Genomic DNA, 20,440 nt, shown 5'->3' with positions numbered 1-20,440 from the left:
AACAATTCAAGTGGCATGAGGCCGTAGGATGGGAGGCATGTCTGCCGCACGCGTCGCCGCCCTCGTCTACTACCCGGTCAAAGGGCTGTCGGCCGTGCCGGTCGAGCAGGCCGAGCTCGGGCCGCGCGGACTGCTCGGCGACCGTAATTTCATGGTGGTCGACACCGACGGGACCTTTCAGAGTCAGCGGACGCTGCCGGCCATGGCGACGCTCCGGGCCGAGCTGGCCGGCGACGCCCTCCGGCTCTCCGCGCCGGGCGCCCCGGACCTCGCCGTACCGATCCGGTACGACGGGAAGCGGCGCGATGTCAGTCTGTTCAAGTCGTGGTTCGGGCAGGCGGTGGCTCAGGATCCGGAGGCGGACGAGTGGTTCTCGCAGCGACTGGGGCGGCCGGTGGGGCTGGTCCGGGTGACGCCGGAGCACGAGCGGCCGGGGTGGGGTGTGCATCGCGGCGAGACCGGGTTCGGTGACGCGCACGCGCTGATGATCACGTCGCTGTCGTCGCTCGACGGGCTGAACGAGCGGATGGTCGAGCGCGGTGCCGAGGCGATCCCGATGAACCGCTTCCGGCCGAACGTCGTCGTCTCCGGCTGGCCGGAACCACACACCGAGGACCGCGTGCTGCGGATGTCGATCGGTGCGGTCGAGATCGGGTACTCGGCCCGCGGGATCCGCTGCGCGGTACCGACGGTCGAGCAGGAGACCGGCCGGAAGACCGGGCCGGAACCGACCCGGACGCTGGCGTCCTATCGGCGGGAGCCGGCGTACGGCGGTGGTGTCAGCTTCGGCATGAAGGGCGCCGTACTGACCGGCGGGACGATCGCTGTCGGTGATGAGATTTTGGTACAGGAATGGATCCCGGCCGGAACCGATCCGGCCAAGCCCGAGGGGTAACGTCCGGAGCTGTGCCCCGGCTCCTGGTGTTGCTGCTAGCCCCTATCTCGTTGCTGGTGGCAACACCGCCGGCGCCGGGAGTGCCGTCGTACGACGTGCAATTGACCGGTACGCCGGACGGCCGGACATGGTCGGGGCACGAGCGGATCAGCTTCACGAACACGTCGACACAGTCACTGCCCGAGGTCTACGTGCGGCTGTGGGGAAATTCGCGCGGGTGTGGCTCGGTGGTCGTCACCGGTGGCACGGCCATGCGTGACTGCACGGTGGTCAAGTTTTCGTTGCCGAAGGCACTCGAGCCGGCGAAGCGGACGTCGATCAGCTTTGACGTGAAGCTGACTGCGCCGGATCGCGAGGACCGGTTCGGGCGTTCGGGGGAGTTCAGCTTCTTCGGGAACGCGCTGCCGGTGCTAGCTGTGCGGGATGGGGCCGGATGGCATCTCGAGGCCGATCAGGGGTTCGGGGAGAGCTTCTACACGGTTGCCGCGGACTTCGCCGTACGGTTGACGCACACCGGGAATATCGACGTACCGTCGACCGGTGTGATGACTGACGGGGTCGCGATCGCCAAGCAGGTCAGGGATTTCGCCTGGGCGGCTGGACCCTTTCGGAGTTCGGAGAGCGTGTCGCCTGGTGGGGTGACGGTGCGGACGTGGGCGACGCCGACCGTCACCGCGGCGGCGGTTGCCACGGCGCAGGCCGAGGCCGCTGCCTCGCTCGACGAGTTCGGCCGCCGCTTCGGCGCCTATCCCGACCACGAGATCGACCTGGTCATGAACGACCGGTGGACGACCTTCAGCGGGATGGAATACCCGGGGTTCGTGCTGCTCATCTCGCCGCAGAGTCCGGTGGTGCACGAGGTCGCGCACCAGTGGTGGTACGGGATCGTCGGCAACAACGAGTATGCCGATCCCTGGCTGGACGAGGCGTTCGCGACGTACGCGACCGATGTCTTCAGCAAGGACGACAAGGTCGGTTGCTGGCCCGGAACGTTGCCTGCGGCAATCACCCGGGACATGGGTTACTGGGGCGCGCACCAGACGTCGTACGGGACGTTCGTCTATGTCTACGGCTCGTGCATGCTGCATGAGTTGGAGCGCGTCATTGGTACGCCGGCGATGGAGCGCCTGCTGGCGTCCTACGCGAAGGCCCATTGGCACGGGGTGTCCACCCCGGCCGACTTCAGGGCCGCCGCGCAGGCCGCCAGTTCCGTTGACCTGACGTCATTCTGGCGCGGGCACGGGATCGGTTAGCAGGCGAGCGCGGCCCGGCCGGCGACGGCCTTGTAGGTGCAGAAGTCGATGACCTTGTTCAGCGAGTTCTGCAGCCGTGCGGTGTCGCCCTCGTTGTTCCAGATGTAGTTGCCGGAACCCCAGTACAGGTGGTTCGCGCTGTTACGGCCCTTGCCGGTGTGGACCAGGACGGTGCTGCGCGCCTTCAGAGTGAAGGTCGGCGGGAAGTAGTAGACGTGGCTGGCCGCGTCACGGATCCGGTAGCCCTTCAGGCTCAGCGGACGTGTGGTGTTGTTGCGGATGCTGATGTACTCGACGTTGACGTGTGCGTTGGTGCGGGCAATGGGCCAGATTCCCCCCGGCCCGATGCCCTCAACCTAGGAGTCACGCTCCGTGTTCGTCAAGGGCTCAACGAACCTCGGCGGCTACTCCGTGTTCCAGAAGCTGCAGCCGATCGGTCAGGCCGGCTTCGGCGAAGGTCCGCGCGAACTGATCCGGGCCTTCGGTGAAGTGCGCCCAGCCCTCGGTGTGGACGGGGATGATCGTGGCCGGCGCGAGCAGGTGAGCGGCCTCGACGGCCTCGGCGGAGGTCAGGGTGAGGTTGGCGCCATCCATCCGCACGGTTCGGGCGCCACCGGCGAACAGGATCGCGACCTCGAACGGACCGAACCGGTCAGCGATCTGCTTGACCAGCTCGACCGACGCGTTGTCGCCGGAGACGTAGACAGTCGGCAGGTCCGCGCCCTGCAGGACGAAGCCGGTGACGACACCCAGTACGGCGTCCGCTCCTTCCGGGCCATGCAGAGCCGGTACGGCGGTCACCGTGATGCCGTCGACGTCGTACGTCTCCCAGGCGTCGAGACCGTGGACTCCGGCGATCCTGGTCGCGGCGCCGGGCGTCGACAGGATGGTGGGGACTGACGGCAGCAGTGCGCGGCCGGACTCATCGAGGTTGTCGTAGTGCTCGTCGTGCGACAGCAGTACGACGTCGACCGGGCCGAGGTCGGCCACCGGGATCGCCGGGCCGGTCAGCTTGGTCATCACCCGGCCGCCCGGCATCGTGTACTCGCGTGGCGGGTCGAACGCGGGATCGGTCAGGAACGTGCGACCGCCGTACGTGAACAGAGCGGTCGGGCCACCGATATGCGTGATCTTCATGGCTCAATCCTCGGCCGGGTCGGCCCACTCGACCATTGGCCCGGGAGCCATAGTTGCTTAAGATCGGGCCATGCACACTGTCGCCGTCCTCGCCTTCGACGGGATGAGCCCGTTCCATCTCTCCGTGCCGTCGCTGGTGCTCGGCGACCCGTGCGGTGAGGTGCGCCGGTACGACGTCCGCGTGTGCGCCGAGGAACCGGGTTCGCTCCGGACCAACGCCGGATTCGGGATCACGGTGGAGCACGACCTGTCGATCATGGGCACGGCCGACGTGGTGATCCTGCCGAGCTGGGAGCCGTTCCGGGTACCGTCCGAGACGCTGCTGACCGCGATCCGGACCGCGCACGCACGTGGTGCTGTCGTGCTCGGCCTGTGCGTCGGCTCGTTCCTCGTGGCCGCGAGTGGGATCGCCTCGGGGCGTGAGGTGGTCACCCACTGGCGCTGGGCCGCGGAGCTGCAATCACAGCAGCCGGACGTCGTCGTACGGGCCGACGTTCTGTGGTCGGACCTGGGCGACGTGATGACGTCGGCCGGTACGGCGGCCTCCCTGGACTGCTGCCTGCATCTGGTACGGCGGCAGTACGGCGTGGAGGCGGCTGAGGAGTTGGCCCGGAGCATCGTGATCGCGCCGCATCGCAGTGGGTCGCAGGCGCAGTACATCCCGGTGCCGGTGCCGCCCGATCCGGGGGACGACGTGATCGAGAAGGCGATGGTGTGGGCGCGGGCGCGGCTCGATCAGCCCGTATCGCTGGATGAGTGGGCGGCCGCGGTCGCGCTGTCACGCCGTACCTTCACGCGGCAGTTCCGGGCGCGCACGGGCAGCTCCGGCCAGGCGTGGCTCCTGCAGCAACGCCTCGACCGCGCCCGCCTGTTGCTGGAGACCACCGACCACCCGGTCGAGCGAGTCGCCACCGCCAGCGGCTTCGGCAGTAGCGCGGCGTTGAGGCACCACTTCCACGCCGTCCTGGGCACGACGCCGCAACGCCACCGCCAGGAGTTCGCCCTCGCCTAGAGCAGCGCGAACAGCACGTAGATCGCCGGCGCCGCGAACGTCACCAGCAGGATCCAGGCCATCAACCGATGCCCGGTCTTCTCCCGATCCAGCCCCGACGCGAACGACAGCACCGCCCCCTCCTCGGTATGCCGGCTCAACCCCATCCGCTTGGCCTCCTCAGGCCGCCGATCGGGCCGCTCGTCCGCCAACGCATCCGGTGGAATCCCGAAATGCGCCGGCCGCTCCGGATCCAGGTCCCCACGTTCACGATCCCCGAACATGCACCCTCCCGCCGTCGCCTCCCCCCATCGTCCCACCAACCACCCCCCAACACCCGCGACCGGGAGATTTGGTGGTCAGCGGAAGGTTGCTACCCAGCCGACGCGGTTGTGGGTGGAGCAGAACAGGAGCAGGGTGCAGGTCTTGTAGTCGGCGTCGCCGCGCCCGACACCCATCGTGGTGAGGCTGCAGTCGAGCACGGTGTCGGGGTTGTTCTTCATCATCGCGTCGTAAGCCTTGCTCGCCGACATGCCGTCGCCGCCGGCGGTGGCCCTCGAGCTGGTGTTGCCCTTGTTGACGGTGTCGTTCCTGGCCCGCTCGTTGGCATCAGAGCGTGCGTCGCGGGTGAGACTGCTGTCGCGCTTGAGTTGCTGGCAGCCGTGGTTCACGCGGGCGCTGTTGATGCTGTTGAACAGCTGCAGCTCGTCCTTCTCCATGCTGCCGTCATCCGTGGGCGGGGGCGGCGGAGGTGGTGGGGTGTTGGTTGGGGTGGTGGTCGGGCGCGGTTCGTCGGTGTTCTTGGGGATCGACGGGGTGGTCGACGTACCGGTGGTGGGGGCGGTGGTGGGGGTGTCTGTCGGGCCGCCGGTGGGGGGTGCTGTAGGGGTGACGGAGCTTGTCGGCGTACCTGTCGGCGGGGCGGTGGGGCTGACCGGAGGGGTCTTCGGGGACTTCGGCGGAGTCGTGGGCGCGTCGACCGGCTTGGTGGTCGGCGTTGCGTAGGAGTCGTCGCGACTGATCGGGATCGAGGCGTCGGCCTCGTCGTTCTGCGGCTGGTGGAGGAGGATCCACGAGATCGGGGTGATGACGAGCAGCACGGCTGCTATCGCGACGAGGGGGCGGCGCTTGGGGCCTTCACCTCTCGCGGTTCGGGAGAGCGGTCGTCCGTCGGCGTCGACCGCCGTACTGTCCGCTGCCTGCCGGGCTGGGCGGCTCGCCCGCTCAGCGGTCTCGCGGATCGCGGCGGTTCGTGGGCCTGACAGCTCGCTCGTGCCCCGCGCCGTCCGCAGGTCCGCGACCGCGCTCACCGGCGGTTGCGTGTACGACGGGTTGGGGGTGACCGGTGTGGACTCGACGCGATCGGTCACGGCCGGAGCAGCGTCGTACCGGCCCGTGGGTGTGGAGTCGAGTCGGCTGGTCGGGGTGGAGTCGAGGCGACTGGTTTCGGCAGGCTTGGCGTCGTACCGGCTGGTCGGGGTGGAGTCGAGGCGACTGGTTTCGGCAGGCTTGGCGTCGTACCGGCTGGTCTCGGGTTTGGTCGGCTTCCACCGGGCGGTCTCGGCCGGCGCCGACGCGGATGCGCGCTCGACCGGCGCAGGGGTGGCCGACGGGCGTTCGGCTGGGCGCTCTGGGGGAGTGGTGGCCCAGGCGCCTAGTCCGGCGAGGTCCTCGGCCGGCGTCGATTGGCGGGATCGACGGGTCGGGGCTGGCGTCGGAGTTGGTGCGGGTGTCTGGGTGACCCACCCGCCGGACGAGCTCGTGCTGAGCGGCACGGTGCTGTCGACTGCCGGGCGGGGTGCGTACTGCGGGGTGGAGTCGGTCCGGTTGCGGGCCTCGAGGCGGGCTTGGGTCTCGGCCCAGGCCTGGTTGTCGGTCCGCGGCTGGGCGTTGGCCCAGAAGGGGGACTCGCCGTCGCGGGGCGCGTAGCGGGGTGGCTCGGGCGGGGGCGGTGGGGCGGTTTCCTCGGCCGGCCGGGTGCCCCGGGCGCGGGTCGCCTTCCTGCGTGGTTTGTGCCGGCCACTACCGGAGTCGGACGACATTTATGTCGTTGTTCCCTTCACTGTCTCGCCCCCAAGACGTGCCTCATCAACCGTCTCGCCCGGCCCCGACCAGCGGACCGGACACTTCGACAAGGACGGATCTACCCGCGGTGACCGGCCGGAAATCGGCCGGACGTTGTGGCATTCGAACAACGTCTGCGCCACTGTCGGTGTCGTCGACACAATGACAACCCGGTACGACGGTCTAGCTGCGGCCGAAGTCCTGGACCCAGCTCCCGTGACCCACGTTGGAGCTCACCTGCCCGGAGTCGTAGCCGACGCCGATCAGGTTGTACTTGCAGTTGAGGATGTTGGCGCGGTGACCGTCGCTGTTCATCCAGGCGTTGACCACCTTCTGGGCGGTCGAGTAGCCGGCGGCGATGTTTTCGCCCCAGCTGCTCCCGTTGTACCCGGCGGCGCGCATGCGGTCGCCCGGGTCCTGGCCGTCGGGGTTGGTGTGGTCCATGTACTTGCGGCGGACCATGTCGGAGGCGTGCCGGCCGGCGGCCTCGACGAGGGCGCTGTTCAGTCGCAGCGGGCCGCAGCCGTTCTGCTGCCGGACCTGGTTGGTGAGGTCGAGGACCTCACGCTCCTGCGCGTTGGTCCCGCCACCGTCGGACGGCGGCGGCTCCGGCGTGTTGCTCGGCGGCTCGCTCGTCTCGGTCTTGGTCGGCGTCGGTTGCGTCGGCCGGCTCGGCTTCGGCTTCCCCGGCCTGCCCTCGATCGTCCGCGGCGCACCCGGGGTGACGATCACCGTGGTCACACCGGTGGTCGGCGCGGTCGGGGTGGTCAGCGCACTCGTCGGCGAACCGCTGGGGGTGACGCCGGGCGTGCCGGGGGTCGAGGTCGTCGACGTACCGTTCGCGCCGGTGCCGATCACGGCGGTGGTGACCTTGCCGTTCGGCAGGGTCTGGGTGACGGTCTTCAGCGGGCCGGTGTGGGCGCCGTCGACGAGGGAACCACCGGAGTTGTCCCGGGTGTCCTCGGAGACGTTCAGCACCTTCGTCGCGTCGTCGACCGTCGAGTTGTCCCGTGACATCAGATAGATCACCGGGCCGATGGCGACCAGGACCGACAACGCGCTCGCGATCGGGCCGATCAGGCCACGCTTGTTCTTCTGGGCGCGTCGGGTACCGCGGTGCCGCCGGGGGGTTGGCGCATCCGTCATGAGTGGGCGAATCCTCTTCGTGTGCGTCGTTCCGAGTACTACGTGTCTCCCCGCGGTCCTTCCAGGTCCCCCCTGGTCACCGAACAGCGACCTTAACCGACACGACCGGTCACCGTTACAATTCCGCGACTCGGCTTAACGCTTTCTGAAGGTTGGGCTCGACCGAGTCCGACGATTGCCTTCAGCCACCGAAATCCTGGACCCAGGAACCCTTGCCCCATTCGGGTTTCACCTGGCCGGAGTCGTACCCGACACCGAGCATCGTGTAGCTGCAGTTGAGGATGTTGGCCCGGTGACCGGGGCTGTTCATCCAGCCCTTCACCACCGCCGCCGGGCTGGTGTAACCGACAGCGATGTTCTCGGCCATCGCGCCGCCCTTGAAGCCGGCCGCCTTCATCCGGTCGAACGGCGACCGCCCGTCCTGACTGTCGTGCGCGAAGTAGTGCTTGTTCACCATGTCGGACGCATGCGCCTCGGCGGCCTTGGCCAGTGCGCTGTTCGTCCGCAGCGCACCACAGCCGGCCTTCTTCCGCTCGGCGTTGGTCAGTGTGAGGACCTGCGCCTCCGGACTGCCCGAGGCGGCGGTGGTGGTGGTCGTCTTCGTCGGCTTCGTGGCCCTCGGCGTCGCGCTGTGGCTCGGCGAGGCGGTCGGCTTCCGGGTGCCTTCGCGACTCGGCGCCGTACTGGATCGGGTCGGGGTCGGTGTCGGCGTCTTGGTGACGGCCTTGGTCGGCGTCGGAGTAGGCGTCGTACGGCGTGGTGTCACCGACGGACTCGTCGGACGGATCTCGGTCGGGGCCATCGACGCGTCGTCGGCCGGTGTCGGGATCGCCGTCAGCGGCTCCTCCTGACCGGTCACCTTCTGGTCACCGAGGTCACGCAGAACGAACCACCCGATGCCCGTCAGGAGGACCAAAGCGGTGAGAGCGGCGAGCAGCGGACCGGCCACACGGGAGCGCGGTGACCGTTCAGGGTTCGTCATGGTGAGCAGCCTTGCCCACCCGGTGGTGAGCTGACTCCCTTCGGGATCCCGCCTTTACAGATCTCTCACAATCAGCAGCGCGCGGTGACCACGTCGGCCACCACCTTCCAGCCCAGGCTGCGGTACAGCCGGAGACCGTCGATCGACGCGATCAGAATGCCGCGCTTGGCGCCCTGGGCCGCCGCCGTCTCGACCAGCGAGGCCATCACCGCGCTGCCCAGGCCGCGCCGCCGGTGCGCCGGGTCGGTTTCGATCCGGTCCGCCACCGCGTCCGGCCCGACGACCGCCATCCGGCCGCTCGACACGACCCCGCCGTGCAACGTTGCACGAGTGATGATGAGGTCGTCCTCGAGTTCGGTGTGCAGGGCGTAGCGCTCGTGCAGCTTCAGCGCGGGCTGCTCCGACAACTGGATCGTCATCAGCCAGTCCTGGTCGCGCTGCACCTCCAGGCCGAGATCCTCGAGCTGCTCGACCCGGGCTTCCTTGTCGTCGGTCGCCAGCGTGATGTAGCCCGCCCCGCGACCTCCGGGGGCGGCCAGCGCCAGCTCGGCGGCCCGCTCGACCCGCTCCGGTTTGTCGTCCGCGTCCAGGACGACGTACTCCATCGCGCGGTTGTCCTCACCCGCGCGGACGGTCAGTATCCCGTCGTGGTCGTCCTCAACCGTCGTCCAGCCCCTCGAGACGGACCACCCGGCCTGCCAGCGGCGGACGAGTTCCTCACGATCTCTCACCAGTCGATTCAACCAGTCGAATGCCGAGACGGCGAGGGGAACGGTGTCGCCTGTCACCAACTCGCCGTCTCGATGTGGTCACGGACGGGGGTCGGTGGCAAGCAACTCGAAGATGTAGTCGTCGTCCCAGCGCCCCTCACGAGCGGGTGCCGCGGCCCGCCCGATCCCGACCTTCGTGAAGCCGTTGGCCTCGGCAACATGCGCCGACGCGGTGTTCGGCACCGCGGCGAGCAGCACCAGCCGGCGACGCCCGAGACCGCCGTCGGCGATCGGCGTGAACGCGTGCTCGATCACCAGTCGGACCGCGTTCGTCATCACCTTCCGGCCGCGCGCCGACGGGTGCATCCAGTACCCGATCTCACCGTGTTCCTTATCCATCCGCTGGTTCATCGCGAAGATGCTGACGTTGCCGAGCAGCTCGTCGGTGACCGGATCGGCGATCACCCACGACACCCCTTCACCTGAGGCGAGGGCGTCCTGACGGCTCTCGATGAAACCTTCCGCGTGGCGCAGCTCGTACGGCGACGGCAGCCCGGCCAGCCAGTGCTGCGTTCGCTCGTCGTTGCATGCCTCCAGCACCCTCTGGGCGTCCTCCGGCTTGAACCCCCGCAGCCGGATTCCGGAGCCTTCGAGCACGGGAACCGTCCACCAGTTGCCCTGCGGCTCCAGCTCCTCGTCGCGACCCACGGTCGCCACCCATTCGTCGTACCGGACGCCACGTGCACGACCACCACCCGGTACGACGACGAGGCCGCGGAACCCGGCCTTCCAGGCGACCCGACGGGAACCCCAGTTGCCGACGAACGCGCGCCAGATCATCCGGTGCCAGTCGAGCTCGTCGAACGTGTACTTCGTGGCGAGCTTCGCGGCCCGTGTCATCACCCCGCGGCCCCGCGCCCACGGAGCGACCGAGAACCCGATCTCGCCGACGCCGCCCTCACCGTCGTGCAGGCTGACCGAGCCGGCGAACCGGCCGTCCACCTCGATCGCCCAGGCGCCGTACCCCTTGGTGCGCCATTCGCCCGGGACCATCTCGGTGACGAAGGAGACCGCATCCTCCCGGGTGTACGGCACCGGAATGGTGGTCCAGCGCTGCATCGCCGGGTCCTGGCACATCTCGTACACCGCGTCGACGTCGGCGGGGGTATGGGCGCGCAGCGTCACCACACCGTCGGTCAGTTCCGGCACATCCTCGGGGAATCGCATGCTCCAGAGTGACAAGCCGTCACCACGTCGGCAACGGCATTTCCTGACAGGGCGGCGAACTCCGTTTAGGCTGACACTGTGAATGCAGCCGGAGCGGAGCCGCCACGCGGCCGGGGTGGGCAGCTGGCCGCGCAGCGACAGGCCACAATCGTTGCCGAGGTCAACAGTCGCGGCGCGATCACCGTGGCCGAGCTGGTCGACCGGTTCGGCGTGTCGGACATGACGATCCGGCGCGACCTGGACGCCCTGGACTCCAGCGGCCTGCTGCACAAGGTGCACGGTGGAGCGACCTCCGTCGGCCTCCGCAGCGCCCACGAACCAGGCTTCGACGCCAAACTCACCCAAGAGTCCGCCGCCAAACAAGCCATCGCCGCCGAAGCCGCCGCCCGCGTCCAGCCCGACAGCGCGATCGGCATCGGCGCCGGTACGACGACCTACGCGCTCGCGCGGCAGCTCCTGCGCGTCGAGAACTTGACAGTTGTCACGAACTCGGCCCGGATCGCCGACGTCTTCCACGGCAACTCACGCTCCGACCGCACCGTCGTCCTGATCGGCGGCATCCGCACCCCATCCGACGCCCTCGTCGGCCCGATCGCCACTGCTGCTCTCGGCTCCCTCCACCTGGACCTGCTGTTCCTCGGCGCCCACGGCGTCGACGCCGAACACGGCCTCAGCACCCCCAACCTGATGGAAGCCGAAACCAACCGCTCCTTCATCGCCGCCAGCCGCGAGGTCGTCGTAGTCGCCGACCACACCAAGTGGGGCACCGTAGGCCTCAGCACCTTCGCCACCTGGGCCGACCTGGACGTCATAGTCACCGACAACGGCCTCTCCACCGCCGCCCGCAAAGCCATGCGAGACACCGGCTGCGAACTCATCATCACCCCGTAACTGCTCGGTGCGGTTGAACACCCCGCCGCTCCGGGCACGCGCGCTCCTGCGTCGCGTGCTTCGCCCGTTCGCCCCGCCCGCCCTCTTGCGCGGCTGCCGCCGCTTCCTCTTTAACAGCAGTCCCGCCTGACTGCGCATGGGTTGTCGCCGCTGCTTAGCCCGCTCCTGCGTCGCGTGCACGCCGCTTGCTGTACTCGGTTTGGGTGGGAGGTAGCGTGTGCCTGGCCGTCCGGACTGGGGTGAGGTGGGAGGGGTGACCCCCCGCTCCGGGCACGCGCGCTCCTTCGTCGCGTGCTCCGCCCGTTCGCCCCGCCCACCCTTCCACGCGGCTACCGCCGCTTCCCTTCGACAGCAGTCCCGGCGAACCGTTCATTCCCACCGCCGCCGCTAAGCCCGCTCCTGCTTCGCGTGCACGCGGCTTGCCGAACCGGAATTGGGTGGCCGGAGTGCGAGCCACGACGAAGGCCGTCGTACATGGCTGGTCATCGCTGGCAGGGGAGGCGCCCGGGTCCGCGTGCCGCTCGAGACCAAGTCGCCTTGCTCGTCGTCCCCTATGGCGCCATCCGGCTTACACCGTGGGCGCCCGGCGAAGATGCCGAGCGCCCACGGTGCTCAATGCTCTTGCTGGTCGCCTTGATGATCTTGTCGGTTCTTCATGATCGACACGACCAACCGACCCGACAGCCGACCGATGAAGACCCCTACCGGGACGCAGATCAATGCCATGCCGAGCACGGTCAACCACAAACTCGTATCGCCCGCTAGTTCATCTTCCCGAGCCACGGACACGGTCACACAGATCAGGCCCGAAACCATCAGGACAGCCGCAAGAGCGACTTCCCATCGCTTCAGTTTCATCAGTTGTCATCCACCTTGCTGAGAGCTATCCAAGTCCCTACCGTCCGGCCGATCCATTCACCGGCCCCGTACCCAATGCCGCCCCCAACCACCGCACCGGCAGCGATACCGACGGGCTGTGCACCAACGAGCAAGAGGACAATCAGTTGATTCGTGAAGCGCCCGCGGAGGGGGTCGCCGCGATTGCGATGGGTACTGTGAAGCCCCTCTCCGCAAAGGCTTTCTCGATCGCGGCCAACACGGCGTCGGTCGCGGGCGGGATCAGCGGATGCCAGCTGCCCATATGCCGGCAGTGATCACCCACAAAGACGTCGAAGTCGACCTATGAATCCTCAAGCAGTCCGTGGACCCGACCCCGACCATCAGGTGAGGGTTGGTGGGGCTTCGCGGAGGGTTACGTTGGCGTGGCTTTCTTGGAAGCTTTGGTCGGAGACCAGGGTGATGCGGGCGGTGGACTGGAACTCCGACAGAGTGGTGGAGCCGCAGGAGACCATGGTGGTCTTGAGTTTGGCGATGGTGAGGGCGAGGCCTTCGTTGAGGTCGCCGGCGTAGGGGACGTAGCCGTCGACGCCTTCTTCGAAGATGAGGCCTTGGGTGCCTTGGCCGTAGCGTTGCCAGTTGCGGGCGCGGTTGGAGCCTTCGCCCCAGTACTCCTTGACGAAGCCGTCGCGGGTGGGCAGCTTGGCGCCGGCTGCTTGGTCGAAGCGGGCGAAGTAGCGGCCCATCATGACGAAGTCGGCGCCCATCGCCAGGGCCAGGGCTACGTGGTAGTCGTGGACGAGGCCGCCGTCGGAGCAGATCGGCACGTACTCGCCGGTGCGGTCGCGGTAGGCGTCCCGGGCTGCGGCGACATCCAGTACGGCGCTGGCCTGGCCGCGGCCGATGCCTTTCTGATCGCGGGTGATGCAGATGGAGCCGCCGCCCACGCCTACCTTGACGAAGTCGGCTCCCGCCTCGGCGAGGAAGGTGAACGCCTCGCTGTCGACCACGTTGCCGCCGCCGACCGGGATCTCCGGGTAGTGCTTCTTCACCCAGCTCAGTGCTTGGGCCTGCCAGTCGCTGTACCCGTCAGAGGAGTCGAAGCACAGCACGTCGGCGCCTGCCTCCAGCAGGGCCGGGACACGCTCTTGGTAGTCGTGGGTGTTGATGCCTGCGCCCACGCGGAGGCGCTTGGCGGTGTCGACGACCTGGTTCGGGAAGCGCTTGTTGTCGGTGTAGTCGGATCGGAACACCAGATGCTGCAGATGGCCATCGGCGTTCAGGACCGGGAGGCAGTCGAGCCGGTCGTCCCACAGTCGCGCGTTGGCCTCGGAGAGCGTGATGTCAGGCCGCCCATGAGGCAGGTCGGCGATGGCGGTCATCCGGCCGCTCACCGGTCCGTCGAGGTCGTGGCGTTCGGGGTGGAAGTCGCGGGAGGTGACCAGGCCGAGCAGGCGGCCGGTCGCCGTACCGTCTTCGGTGACTGCGGCGGTGCTGTGGCCGGTATGGCGCATCAGGTCGGCGAGGAGGCCCAGGGTGTCGTCAGGGCGGACGTTCGTGTCGCTGGTGACGAAGCCGGCCTTGAAGTTCTTGACCTGGCGGATCGCCGCGGTCTGGTCCTCGATCGACTGATTGTGGTGCAGGAAGCTCAGACCGCCGTTGCGCGCCAACGCGATCGCGAGCTCGGGCGTGCTGACGGCCTGCATGATCGCGGACGTGAACGGGGACTGCAGTTCCAACGCCGAGCTTTCGCCCGCGCGGTGCCGGACCAGCGGCGTGCGCAGGTCGACCGTCGCCGGTGAGCAATCGGTGCGGGTCCGATTCGGCAGCAGCAGGAATTCGTTGAACGTCCTGGATACCTCGGCGACGATCTGCGCCACTTGTTTCTCCTGACCCGTCGATCGAACAGGGTGCGGTTCGTGACCGGCACCCTATCGATCGCCCATACCCACCCGCCAATCCGCTGCTGTGGAGGCTACGAGTGGGCTTTCAGGGTGTATTTCGGGCCGAAGAGTTTCTGCGCCTGTTTGGGGCCGATGTTGCCGTCGGCGGCCCGGGTGTTCGGTACGCAGTGATCGATCTGGATCTGCCACTTGGTGGCTTCGTTCTTGGTGTCGATGTCGTAGTTGCCGGTCAGCTTCAGTTCGCGGCCGTGGACGAGCTTGACGTTGTTCAGCACGAATTGCAGGCGCTTCACGCTGTCGGAGTTCGTGACGCCGAAGGACAGCTTGTCCAGGAAGACTTCGCCGGACGAGAACGCCGGCGCGAGGCCGACCTTCTTGGTCCCGCAGACCTGGTCCGGCGGGAAGATGCAGATGTCGTTCGCTGCTGTTCCGTTCGGCGCTTTCTCGCGGGCGCTGATGTTCGCCAGATAGTCGTAGCGAGTGGCGGCCGTTCGGTGGCCCCACATCGCCGCCATGTGCAGGTGCGGGCCGGTTGCGTGACCTGACGAGCCGGACTCCGCGAGTTGGTCGCCGGCCTTGACCTTCTGGCCTTTCTTCACCAGCAGCTTCGGCGACAGGTGCTGGTAGAGCACGGATGCGTCGCGGCCGGCGTGCGTGATTCCGAGCAGCACCCAGTTCGACGGTGCGCCGACGACGTCCGGTTGCGGTGTGTTGGACACTCCGTCATGACAGTCCAGTACGACGCCGTCCTGGACCGCGAAGACCGGCGTACCGATCTTGACCGGGTAGTCGAAGGCGGCGTGTTTGCCGCCCTTGGAATACCGCCAACCGGTACCTACTGCGAGTTTTCCGGCAGGCAAAGGCTGAACCATTGCACCTACCCCCTCATTTCCCAAGAAGTACCTTCCCCTTAGTGGGAAAGTACGCCGGGATGTGAGGTGTGCCCAGAGCTGGTACAGCACTCTTGCACGAACGGGCAAGAGGTCAATCAGTTGATTCGCGAAGCGCCTGCGGAGGGTGTCGCCGCGATTGCGGTCGGTGCCGTGAAACCCTTCTCCGCAAAGGCTTTCTCGATCGCGGCCAACACGGCATCGGCCGAATCCGTTGCAGTCAACGCGATGATGCAGCCGCCAAAACCACCGCCCGTCATCCGGGCACCGGCAGCACCGGCTTCCAAAGCCGCATCGACGGCAACGTCGAGCTCCGGAACGGTCACCTCGAAGTCGTCGCGCAGCGACACGTGCGAGGCGGTGAACAATGCCCCGACGTCCCGCAGCCGACCGGCCTTCAGAAGCGCGATCGCGTCCTCGGTCCGCTTGATCTCGGTGACCACGTGCCGAACCCGGCGCCGATCCACCTCGGAGTCGAGCCGCGCCAACGCCTCGTCCAAAGAATCAAAAGCAACAGAACGCAACGCCGGTACGCCGAGCTGCGCGGCCGCGCTCTCGCAGCTCTTCCGGCGTGCCGCGTACTCGCCATCGGCGTGCCGGTGCGGTGCCTTCACATCGACCACCAGCAACGTGAGGTCCGAGGCCGACGGGTCGAACGGGATCTGGTCCAGCGAACCTGAGCGGATGTCGAAGGCCAGTGCGTGACCTGCTGTGCAGCACATCGACGCGGTCTGGTCCATCAGGCCGACCGGCGCACCGACGTACTGGTTCTCGGCGCGCTGGGCGAGCTTGGCGACCTCGGCTGGGTCGACCTCGACACCGACCAGGCCGAGCAGTGCGATCGAGGTCGCGCAGAGCAGCGCCGCGGACGACGACAGGCCGGCGCCGGAGGGGAGGTCGGAGTCGAACAGCAGGTTCGCGCCACCGATCGGGTAGCCGGACTCGCGCAGGATCCACGCGGCCCCGGCCGGGTACGCCGCCCAGTCGTCGACCGAGTTCGGCGCGAGCTCGTCGAGCGCGAACTCGATGACCGCGTTGTGGCCGACCGAGGACACCGCGATCCGGCCGTCGTCCCGCGCCGAGGCGGACACCACGATCTGGTTCGGCAATGCGATCGGGAGCACGACACCGTCGTTGTAGTCGGTGTGCTCGCCGATCAGGTTCACTCGCCCGGGAGCGCGCCAGGTACCGTCGGGCGCCGTACCGAAGACGTCTTCGAAGCTCACGAGCGAGCCACCTTCCGCAGGGTCTCGGCCACGTCTTCCGGGCGGGTGTCGCTGATGAAGGCGCCCATCCCGGACTCCGAACCGGCCAGGTACTTGATCTTGTCGGCGGCCCGGCGGATGGACAGCACCTCGAGGTGAAGGTAGCCGAGCTCGCGGTCGATCCGGACCGGCGCCTGGTGCCAGGCGGCGATGTAGGGGAGCGGATCGCCGTACAGGCTGTCGAAACGGTTCAGTACGTCGAGGTAGAGCTGGGCGAAGTCGTCGCGCTCACCGATCGAGAGGTCGTCGATGCCGGCCACCTGGCGGTGCGGGTAGAGGTGCACCTCGACCGGCCAGCGGGCGGCCTCGGGGACGAACGCGGTCCAGTTGCCGTTCTCGGCGACGACCCGGGTGCCCTCCTTGCGCTCCGCGGCCAGGACGTCGGCGAACAGGTTGCTGCCGGCAACTTCCTGGTGCTTGCGGGCCTGCGCCATCAGGGTGCGCATCCGCGGCGGGATGAACGGGTAGCCGTAGATCTGGCCGTGCGGATGGCTGAGCGTGACACCGATCTCGCGGCCGCGGTTCTCGAACGGGAAGACGTACTCGATGTCGTCGCGGGCGCTCAGGTCGGCGTTCCGGTCGGCCCACGCGTCGACGACCAGCCGGGCCTGGCCCTGGGAGAGCTGGGTGAACGAGCTGTTGTGATCGCTGGTGAAGCAGAGCACCTCGGTCCGGCCGGGACCGGCGAAGGACGGGAACCGGTTCTCGAACACGGCCACGTTGTAGTCGTGGTCCGGGATCTCGGTCGGGTTGCCCGGCTTGCTCGCGCAGAGCGGGCACTGGTCGGCCGGCGGCAGGTAGGTCCGGGTGTTGCGGTGCGTCGCGTAGGTGATCACGTCACCGGTCAGCGGGTCGGTCCGCAGGTCGACCTGGGGCTGCGGCGCGGGCAGGCCGCGGGTGTCCTCGAGCGGAACCCGGGCCGGCGCGTCGGCCGGGTCGTAGTAGATCAGCTCTCGCCCGTCGGACAGCCGAGCGTCCGTCCGGCGCACACCGCGTGGGGTCTTCACGCTAATCATCGTAAACCAACAAAGTCGAACATGCATCGTAGGACCGTCCGCCGCTACCCTGATGATATGGACGACGACGCCCAACGCCCGCCCTCTCGACAGTCGACGAGAGGGCTTTAGGACTCCGCACTCATGAACGAGACAGTTCTCAATATCGTCCTGATCCTGGTGTTCGTGCTGATCGGCGGGGTGTTCGCCGCCGCCGAGATGGCGCTGGTCTCGCTCCGCGAGTCCCAGGTCAAGGCCCTCTCGCACCGCGGCAAGCGCGGCGAGACGGTGGCCCGGGTGGCCGCCAACCCGAACCGGTTCCTGTCCGCCGTGCAGATCGGCGTGACCCTGATGGGCTTCCTGTCCGCCGCCTTCGGTGGCGCGACGCTGGCTGACGCCCTCGCTCCGCACCTGCAGGACCTCGGTCTGCCCGAAGGCGTCGCCGCCACGGTCGCGCTGGTCCTCATCACGGTGCTGATCTCCTACGTGTCGATCGTGCTCGGCGAGCTCGCGGCCAAGCGGCTCGCGCTGCAGCGGGCGGAGACGTTCGCGCTCGGCCTCGCGCCGCTGGTGGACCGGATCGCCTCCGGCGCCCGCCCGGTGATCTGGCTGCTGTCGAAGTCCACGGACCTGGTGGTCCGGGCGCTCGGCGGCGACCCGAACGCGAACCGCGAGGTGATGTCCGACGAGGAACTGCGCGACGTGATCTCCGCGCACGAGTCGCTCGGTGAGGAGGAGCGACGGATCGTCGACGACGTGTTCGAGGCCGGCAGCCGCCAGCTGCGCGAGCTGATGCTGCCCCGGACCGAGGTCGACTTCGTGGACGCGGAGATGCCGGCGTACAAGGCAGTGAAGTTCGCCGCCGAGCGCCCGCACTCGCGCTACCCGGTGATGAACGGTTCGGCCGACGACATCGTCGGGTTCGTGCACGTCCGGGACCTGTTCGACCCGGCCGTCGCCTCGCGCTCGGTCCGGGTCGGCGACCTGGCGCGCGAGGTGCTGATGCTGCCCGACACGGCGAAGCTGCTGCCGACGCTGACCGAGATGCGCCGCCGCAGCACGCACCTCGCGATCGTCCTCGACGAGTACGGCGGTACGGCGGGCATCGTCACGCTCGAGGACCTGGTCGAGGAGCTGATCGGCGACATCAAGGACGAGTACGACGAGGAATCACCCGAGACCACGCGGTTCCGCAGCGGCGACATGGAGGTCGACGGCCTCCTGAACCTGGACGACTTCGCGGACGAGACCGGTCTCGAACTGCCCGACGGTCCGTACGAGACGGTCGGCGGATTCCTCGCCGCCCAGCTCGGCAAGGTCCCCGCGGTCGGTGAGTCGGCCCAGGTCGACCATCACACGCTGACGGTGACCGAGATGGACGGCCGCCGGGTCGCCCGGGTCCGCCTGCACCAGGTCACGCAGACAGAGGGGCAGTCGGCTCCTGACGAGGCGCAAGCAGTCGTCGCCGACTGAGGATCACGACACCACCGACGACGTACCCGAGACCCTGGAAGACCAGGATCGGGATGATGCCGACCGTCTCGCCGAGCAGGCCGGCGGCGGCGATGCCGATCAGGACCGTGCCACCTTCGGCGGCCATGATGGCGCCGAAGATGCGGCCGCGGGTGCCGTCGGTGGTGAGCCCCTGCAGCGTGGTCATCAGCCCGGCGATCGAGAACGCGCCGGGCAGGCCGACCAGGATCATGCAGACGAACGCCGGGATCAGGCTGGCCGAGACCAGCGGTGAGCAGAACATCGCCAGGTCGATCACACCGAAGAAGAAGGCGCCGACACCCCACATGGTTGCCGCGGGCAACCGGGATCCGATCGCGGCGGCGACCAGGCCGCCGACGATCCCGCCGATCGCCTGGGACGACACGATCAGGCCGTAGGCCTTGCCGTCACCGCCCAGTTCGGTGGCGACGAACGGCGCGAAGAGCGTGCTCATGATGCCCTCGCCGAGCCCGGTCACCAAGCAGTACACGAAAAGCAGCCGCATCCCCGGGCTACCTACGCACAACTTCAACCCTTCGGTCCACTCGGCGCGCAGCCGCCGGATCGCACCTCCGGCCGCTTCCACCACCTCGCGGATTCGCGAAGTCCGATGACGTACGGCGGACAGCAGTGCGACCGCGAGCAGGAACGTCACCGCATCGGCGATCGCCAGCAGCGTCAGCCCACCGGCCGCGGTGAGCACACCACCGATCGCGGCGCCGATCAGTCGGGCGAGGTCGCGGATCTGACTGTTCAAGGCGTTCGCCGTGACGAGCTGCTTCGGCTGCACCAGGACCGGGATCAGTGACTGCTCGGCCGGTTGGAAGAACTGTTGCAAACACGCCTGCAGCAGCACGACGCCGTACACGATCCAGATCGTCCCGGTACCGCGAACCGCTAGCAGGGGAAGGAGAACGGCCGCGTTCAGCACGTTCGTCACGATCATCGTCTTGCGCTGGTCCCAACGGTCGACGAAGACGCCGGCCAGTGAACCGAGGAGGACAGTCGGGGCGAACGACGCCAGCAACAGACCGCCGGAGGCCAGCGTCGAGCCGGTCAGTACGTAGATCTGGAAGGCGAGGCCGGTGCGGAGCAGCCAGTCGCCGGTGAGGGAGATCAGACCGGCACTGAGCACCAGCCGGTAGTCGCGTTGCCGCGCGAGGACGCCCCACAGGTTCCTCATTGCACGGTGACGATCTGGGTGATGGAGACGTACCGGCTGCCCTCGGGGCGGGTCGACTGGTCGTCGATCGGACGCTCCTCGACGTACCGCTCGACCAGGCTGTTGATCTGTTTCATCAGTTCAGCCAGTTCGTCGCCGGTCAGGTAGATCCCGCTGCGGCCGATCCCCGCGTGATCACGCCAGATCGGTTCCTCGTGTGGCCGCCGCTGCTGCCACTCCGCGAGCGACTCCAAAGCCCGCTCGGCCAGCAACTGCTCCAGTACGTCGGCCGCTGCCGTCCCCTCGGGAGTCCGAGTCGCATCCCGCCACGAGGTCGACGTCGACACCAACCGCCAAGGCCGCTCCCGGTTGTCCTTGCCCGGCGCCGGCTCGACGAAGTCGTACTTGGCCAGCTGCCGCAGGTGATGCGAGGCGAGCGCCTGACTGATCCCCAACTGCCGCGCCGCATCGGCCGCGGTCATCGGCCCTTCGCGCCCCAACAGGTTCTGCAGATCCAGCCGCACCGGATGGGCCATCGCCCGGATCGCCAAGGGGTCGTCCAGCAGTCGCGTCCGCTTCTCCAAAGACATGCTTGGA

Annotated in this window: 20 protein-coding genes; 5 read left to right on the top strand and 15 right to left on the bottom strand. The window is 68.1% G+C overall.

Annotated features, from left to right (window positions below; genetic code table 11):
- Positions 1 to 37 precede the first annotated feature (37 nt).
- Together ACIA49_RS06125 and ACIA49_RS06120 are read left to right on the top strand one after the other, a co-directional pair.
- Positions 38 to 895, top strand: coding sequence for an MOSC domain-containing protein (locus ACIA49_RS06125; protein ID WP_396376011.1), 858 nt, complete (start codon positions 38 to 40; stop codon positions 893 to 895).
- Between the two features lie 11 nt (positions 896 to 906).
- Positions 907 to 2,148, top strand: coding sequence for a M1 family metallopeptidase (locus ACIA49_RS06120; RefSeq protein ID WP_396376010.1), 1,242 nt, complete (start codon positions 907 to 909; stop codon positions 2,146 to 2,148).
- Here the strand turns inward: ACIA49_RS06120 and ACIA49_RS06115 are convergent.
- Positions 2,145 to 2,471, bottom strand: a complete 327-nt coding sequence (locus ACIA49_RS06115; protein ID WP_396376039.1) for a lamin tail domain-containing protein — start codon at positions 2,469 to 2,471, stop codon at positions 2,145 to 2,147. The genes ACIA49_RS06120 and ACIA49_RS06115 overlap by 4 nt on opposite strands.
- Before the next feature lie 64 nt (positions 2,472 to 2,535).
- A complete protein-coding gene (locus tag ACIA49_RS06110) occupies positions 2,536 to 3,285 on the bottom strand; it encodes an MBL fold metallo-hydrolase (RefSeq protein WP_396376009.1) in 750 nt (249 codons plus the stop codon).
- A 70-nt stretch (positions 3,286 to 3,355) separates the two neighbouring features.
- On the opposite strand from ACIA49_RS06110, the gene ACIA49_RS06105 reads away from it, so the two are divergent.
- Positions 3,356 to 4,297, top strand: coding sequence for a GlxA family transcriptional regulator (locus ACIA49_RS06105; RefSeq protein WP_396376008.1), 942 nt, complete (start codon positions 3,356 to 3,358; stop codon positions 4,295 to 4,297).
- Here the strand turns inward: ACIA49_RS06105 and ACIA49_RS06100 are convergent.
- From ACIA49_RS06100 to ACIA49_RS06075, 6 genes are all read right to left on the bottom strand, one after another.
- On the bottom strand, positions 4,294 to 4,560 hold the full coding sequence (locus ACIA49_RS06100) for a hypothetical protein (RefSeq protein WP_391543575.1): 267 nt from the start codon (positions 4,558 to 4,560) through the stop codon (positions 4,294 to 4,296). The genes ACIA49_RS06105 and ACIA49_RS06100 overlap by 4 nt on opposite strands.
- Positions 4,561 to 4,635: 75 nt before the next feature.
- Positions 4,636 to 6,318 carry a hypothetical protein gene (locus ACIA49_RS06095; RefSeq protein ID WP_396376007.1) on the bottom strand — a complete coding sequence of 561 codons (1,683 nt, stop codon included), beginning with the start codon at positions 6,316 to 6,318 and terminating at the stop codon, positions 4,636 to 4,638.
- A 205-nt stretch (positions 6,319 to 6,523) separates the two neighbouring features.
- Positions 6,524 to 7,486, bottom strand: coding sequence for a CAP domain-containing protein (locus ACIA49_RS06090; protein WP_396376006.1), 963 nt, complete (start codon positions 7,484 to 7,486; stop codon positions 6,524 to 6,526).
- 181 nt (positions 7,487 to 7,667) lie between these two features.
- Complete coding sequence (locus ACIA49_RS06085) at positions 7,668 to 8,468, bottom strand: CAP domain-containing protein (protein ID WP_396376005.1); 801 nt, start codon at positions 8,466 to 8,468, stop codon at positions 7,668 to 7,670.
- A gap of 71 nt (positions 8,469 to 8,539) precedes the next feature.
- Complete coding sequence (locus tag ACIA49_RS06080) at positions 8,540 to 9,199, bottom strand: GNAT family N-acetyltransferase (protein WP_396376004.1); 660 nt, start codon at positions 9,197 to 9,199, stop codon at positions 8,540 to 8,542.
- 78 nt (positions 9,200 to 9,277) lie between these two features.
- A complete protein-coding gene (locus tag ACIA49_RS06075) occupies positions 9,278 to 10,405 on the bottom strand; it encodes a GNAT family N-acetyltransferase (RefSeq protein ID WP_396376003.1) in 1,128 nt (375 codons plus the stop codon).
- Between the two features lie 78 nt (positions 10,406 to 10,483).
- Here ACIA49_RS06075 and ACIA49_RS06070 point away from each other — a divergent pair, with 78 nt between their 5' ends.
- Complete coding sequence (locus ACIA49_RS06070) at positions 10,484 to 11,296, top strand: DeoR/GlpR family DNA-binding transcription regulator (RefSeq protein ID WP_396376002.1); 813 nt, start codon at positions 10,484 to 10,486, stop codon at positions 11,294 to 11,296.
- A 612-nt stretch (positions 11,297 to 11,908) separates the two neighbouring features.
- Here the strand turns inward: ACIA49_RS06070 and ACIA49_RS06065 are convergent.
- The 5 genes from ACIA49_RS06065 to galT all read right to left on the bottom strand — a co-directional run bounded on the left by ACIA49_RS06065 (position 11,909) and on the right by galT (position 17,199).
- Positions 11,909 to 12,154, bottom strand: coding sequence for a hypothetical protein (locus tag ACIA49_RS06065; protein ID WP_396376001.1), 246 nt, complete (start codon positions 12,152 to 12,154; stop codon positions 11,909 to 11,911).
- Between the two features lie 362 nt (positions 12,155 to 12,516).
- Positions 12,517 to 14,013, bottom strand: a complete 1,497-nt coding sequence (locus ACIA49_RS06060) for an IMP dehydrogenase (protein ID WP_396376000.1) — start codon at positions 14,011 to 14,013, stop codon at positions 12,517 to 12,519.
- Positions 14,014 to 14,108: 95 nt separating this feature from the next.
- Complete coding sequence (locus ACIA49_RS06055) at positions 14,109 to 14,909, bottom strand: M23 family metallopeptidase (protein WP_396375999.1); 801 nt, start codon at positions 14,907 to 14,909, stop codon at positions 14,109 to 14,111.
- A 116-nt stretch (positions 14,910 to 15,025) separates the two neighbouring features.
- Positions 15,026 to 16,153: a galactokinase gene (gene galK / locus ACIA49_RS06050; protein WP_396375998.1), complete on the bottom strand. Its 1,128-nt coding sequence runs from the start codon at positions 16,151 to 16,153 to the stop codon at positions 15,026 to 15,028.
- A complete protein-coding gene (galT, locus tag ACIA49_RS06045; protein WP_396375997.1) occupies positions 16,150 to 17,199 on the bottom strand; it encodes a galactose-1-phosphate uridylyltransferase in 1,050 nt (349 codons plus the stop codon). The genes galK and galT overlap by 4 nt, the downstream gene beginning before the upstream one ends.
- Before the next feature lie 132 nt (positions 17,200 to 17,331).
- Between galT and ACIA49_RS06040 the strand changes: the two genes are divergently transcribed.
- Entirely contained in the window at positions 17,332 to 18,660 is a 1,329-nt protein-coding gene (locus ACIA49_RS06040) for a hemolysin family protein (protein ID WP_396375996.1), read from the top strand.
- Here ACIA49_RS06040 and ACIA49_RS06035 read toward each other — a convergent pair.
- Positions 18,602 to 19,864: an MFS transporter gene (locus ACIA49_RS06035; RefSeq protein ID WP_396375995.1), complete on the bottom strand. Its 1,263-nt coding sequence runs from the start codon at positions 19,862 to 19,864 to the stop codon at positions 18,602 to 18,604. The genes ACIA49_RS06040 and ACIA49_RS06035 overlap by 59 nt on opposite strands.
- Positions 19,861 to 20,433, bottom strand: a complete 573-nt coding sequence (locus ACIA49_RS06030) for an ArsR/SmtB family transcription factor (protein WP_396375994.1) — start codon at positions 20,431 to 20,433, stop codon at positions 19,861 to 19,863. Before ACIA49_RS06030 ends, ACIA49_RS06035 begins: the two co-directional genes overlap by 4 nt.
- Positions 20,434 to 20,440 lie beyond the last annotated feature (7 nt).

This window comes from Kribbella sp. NPDC051587, from assembly GCF_044453945.1.
Taxonomy (GTDB): domain Bacteria; phylum Actinomycetota; class Actinomycetes; order Propionibacteriales; family Kribbellaceae; genus Kribbella.
This window is presented reverse-complemented; position numbering and strand designations above follow the sequence as displayed.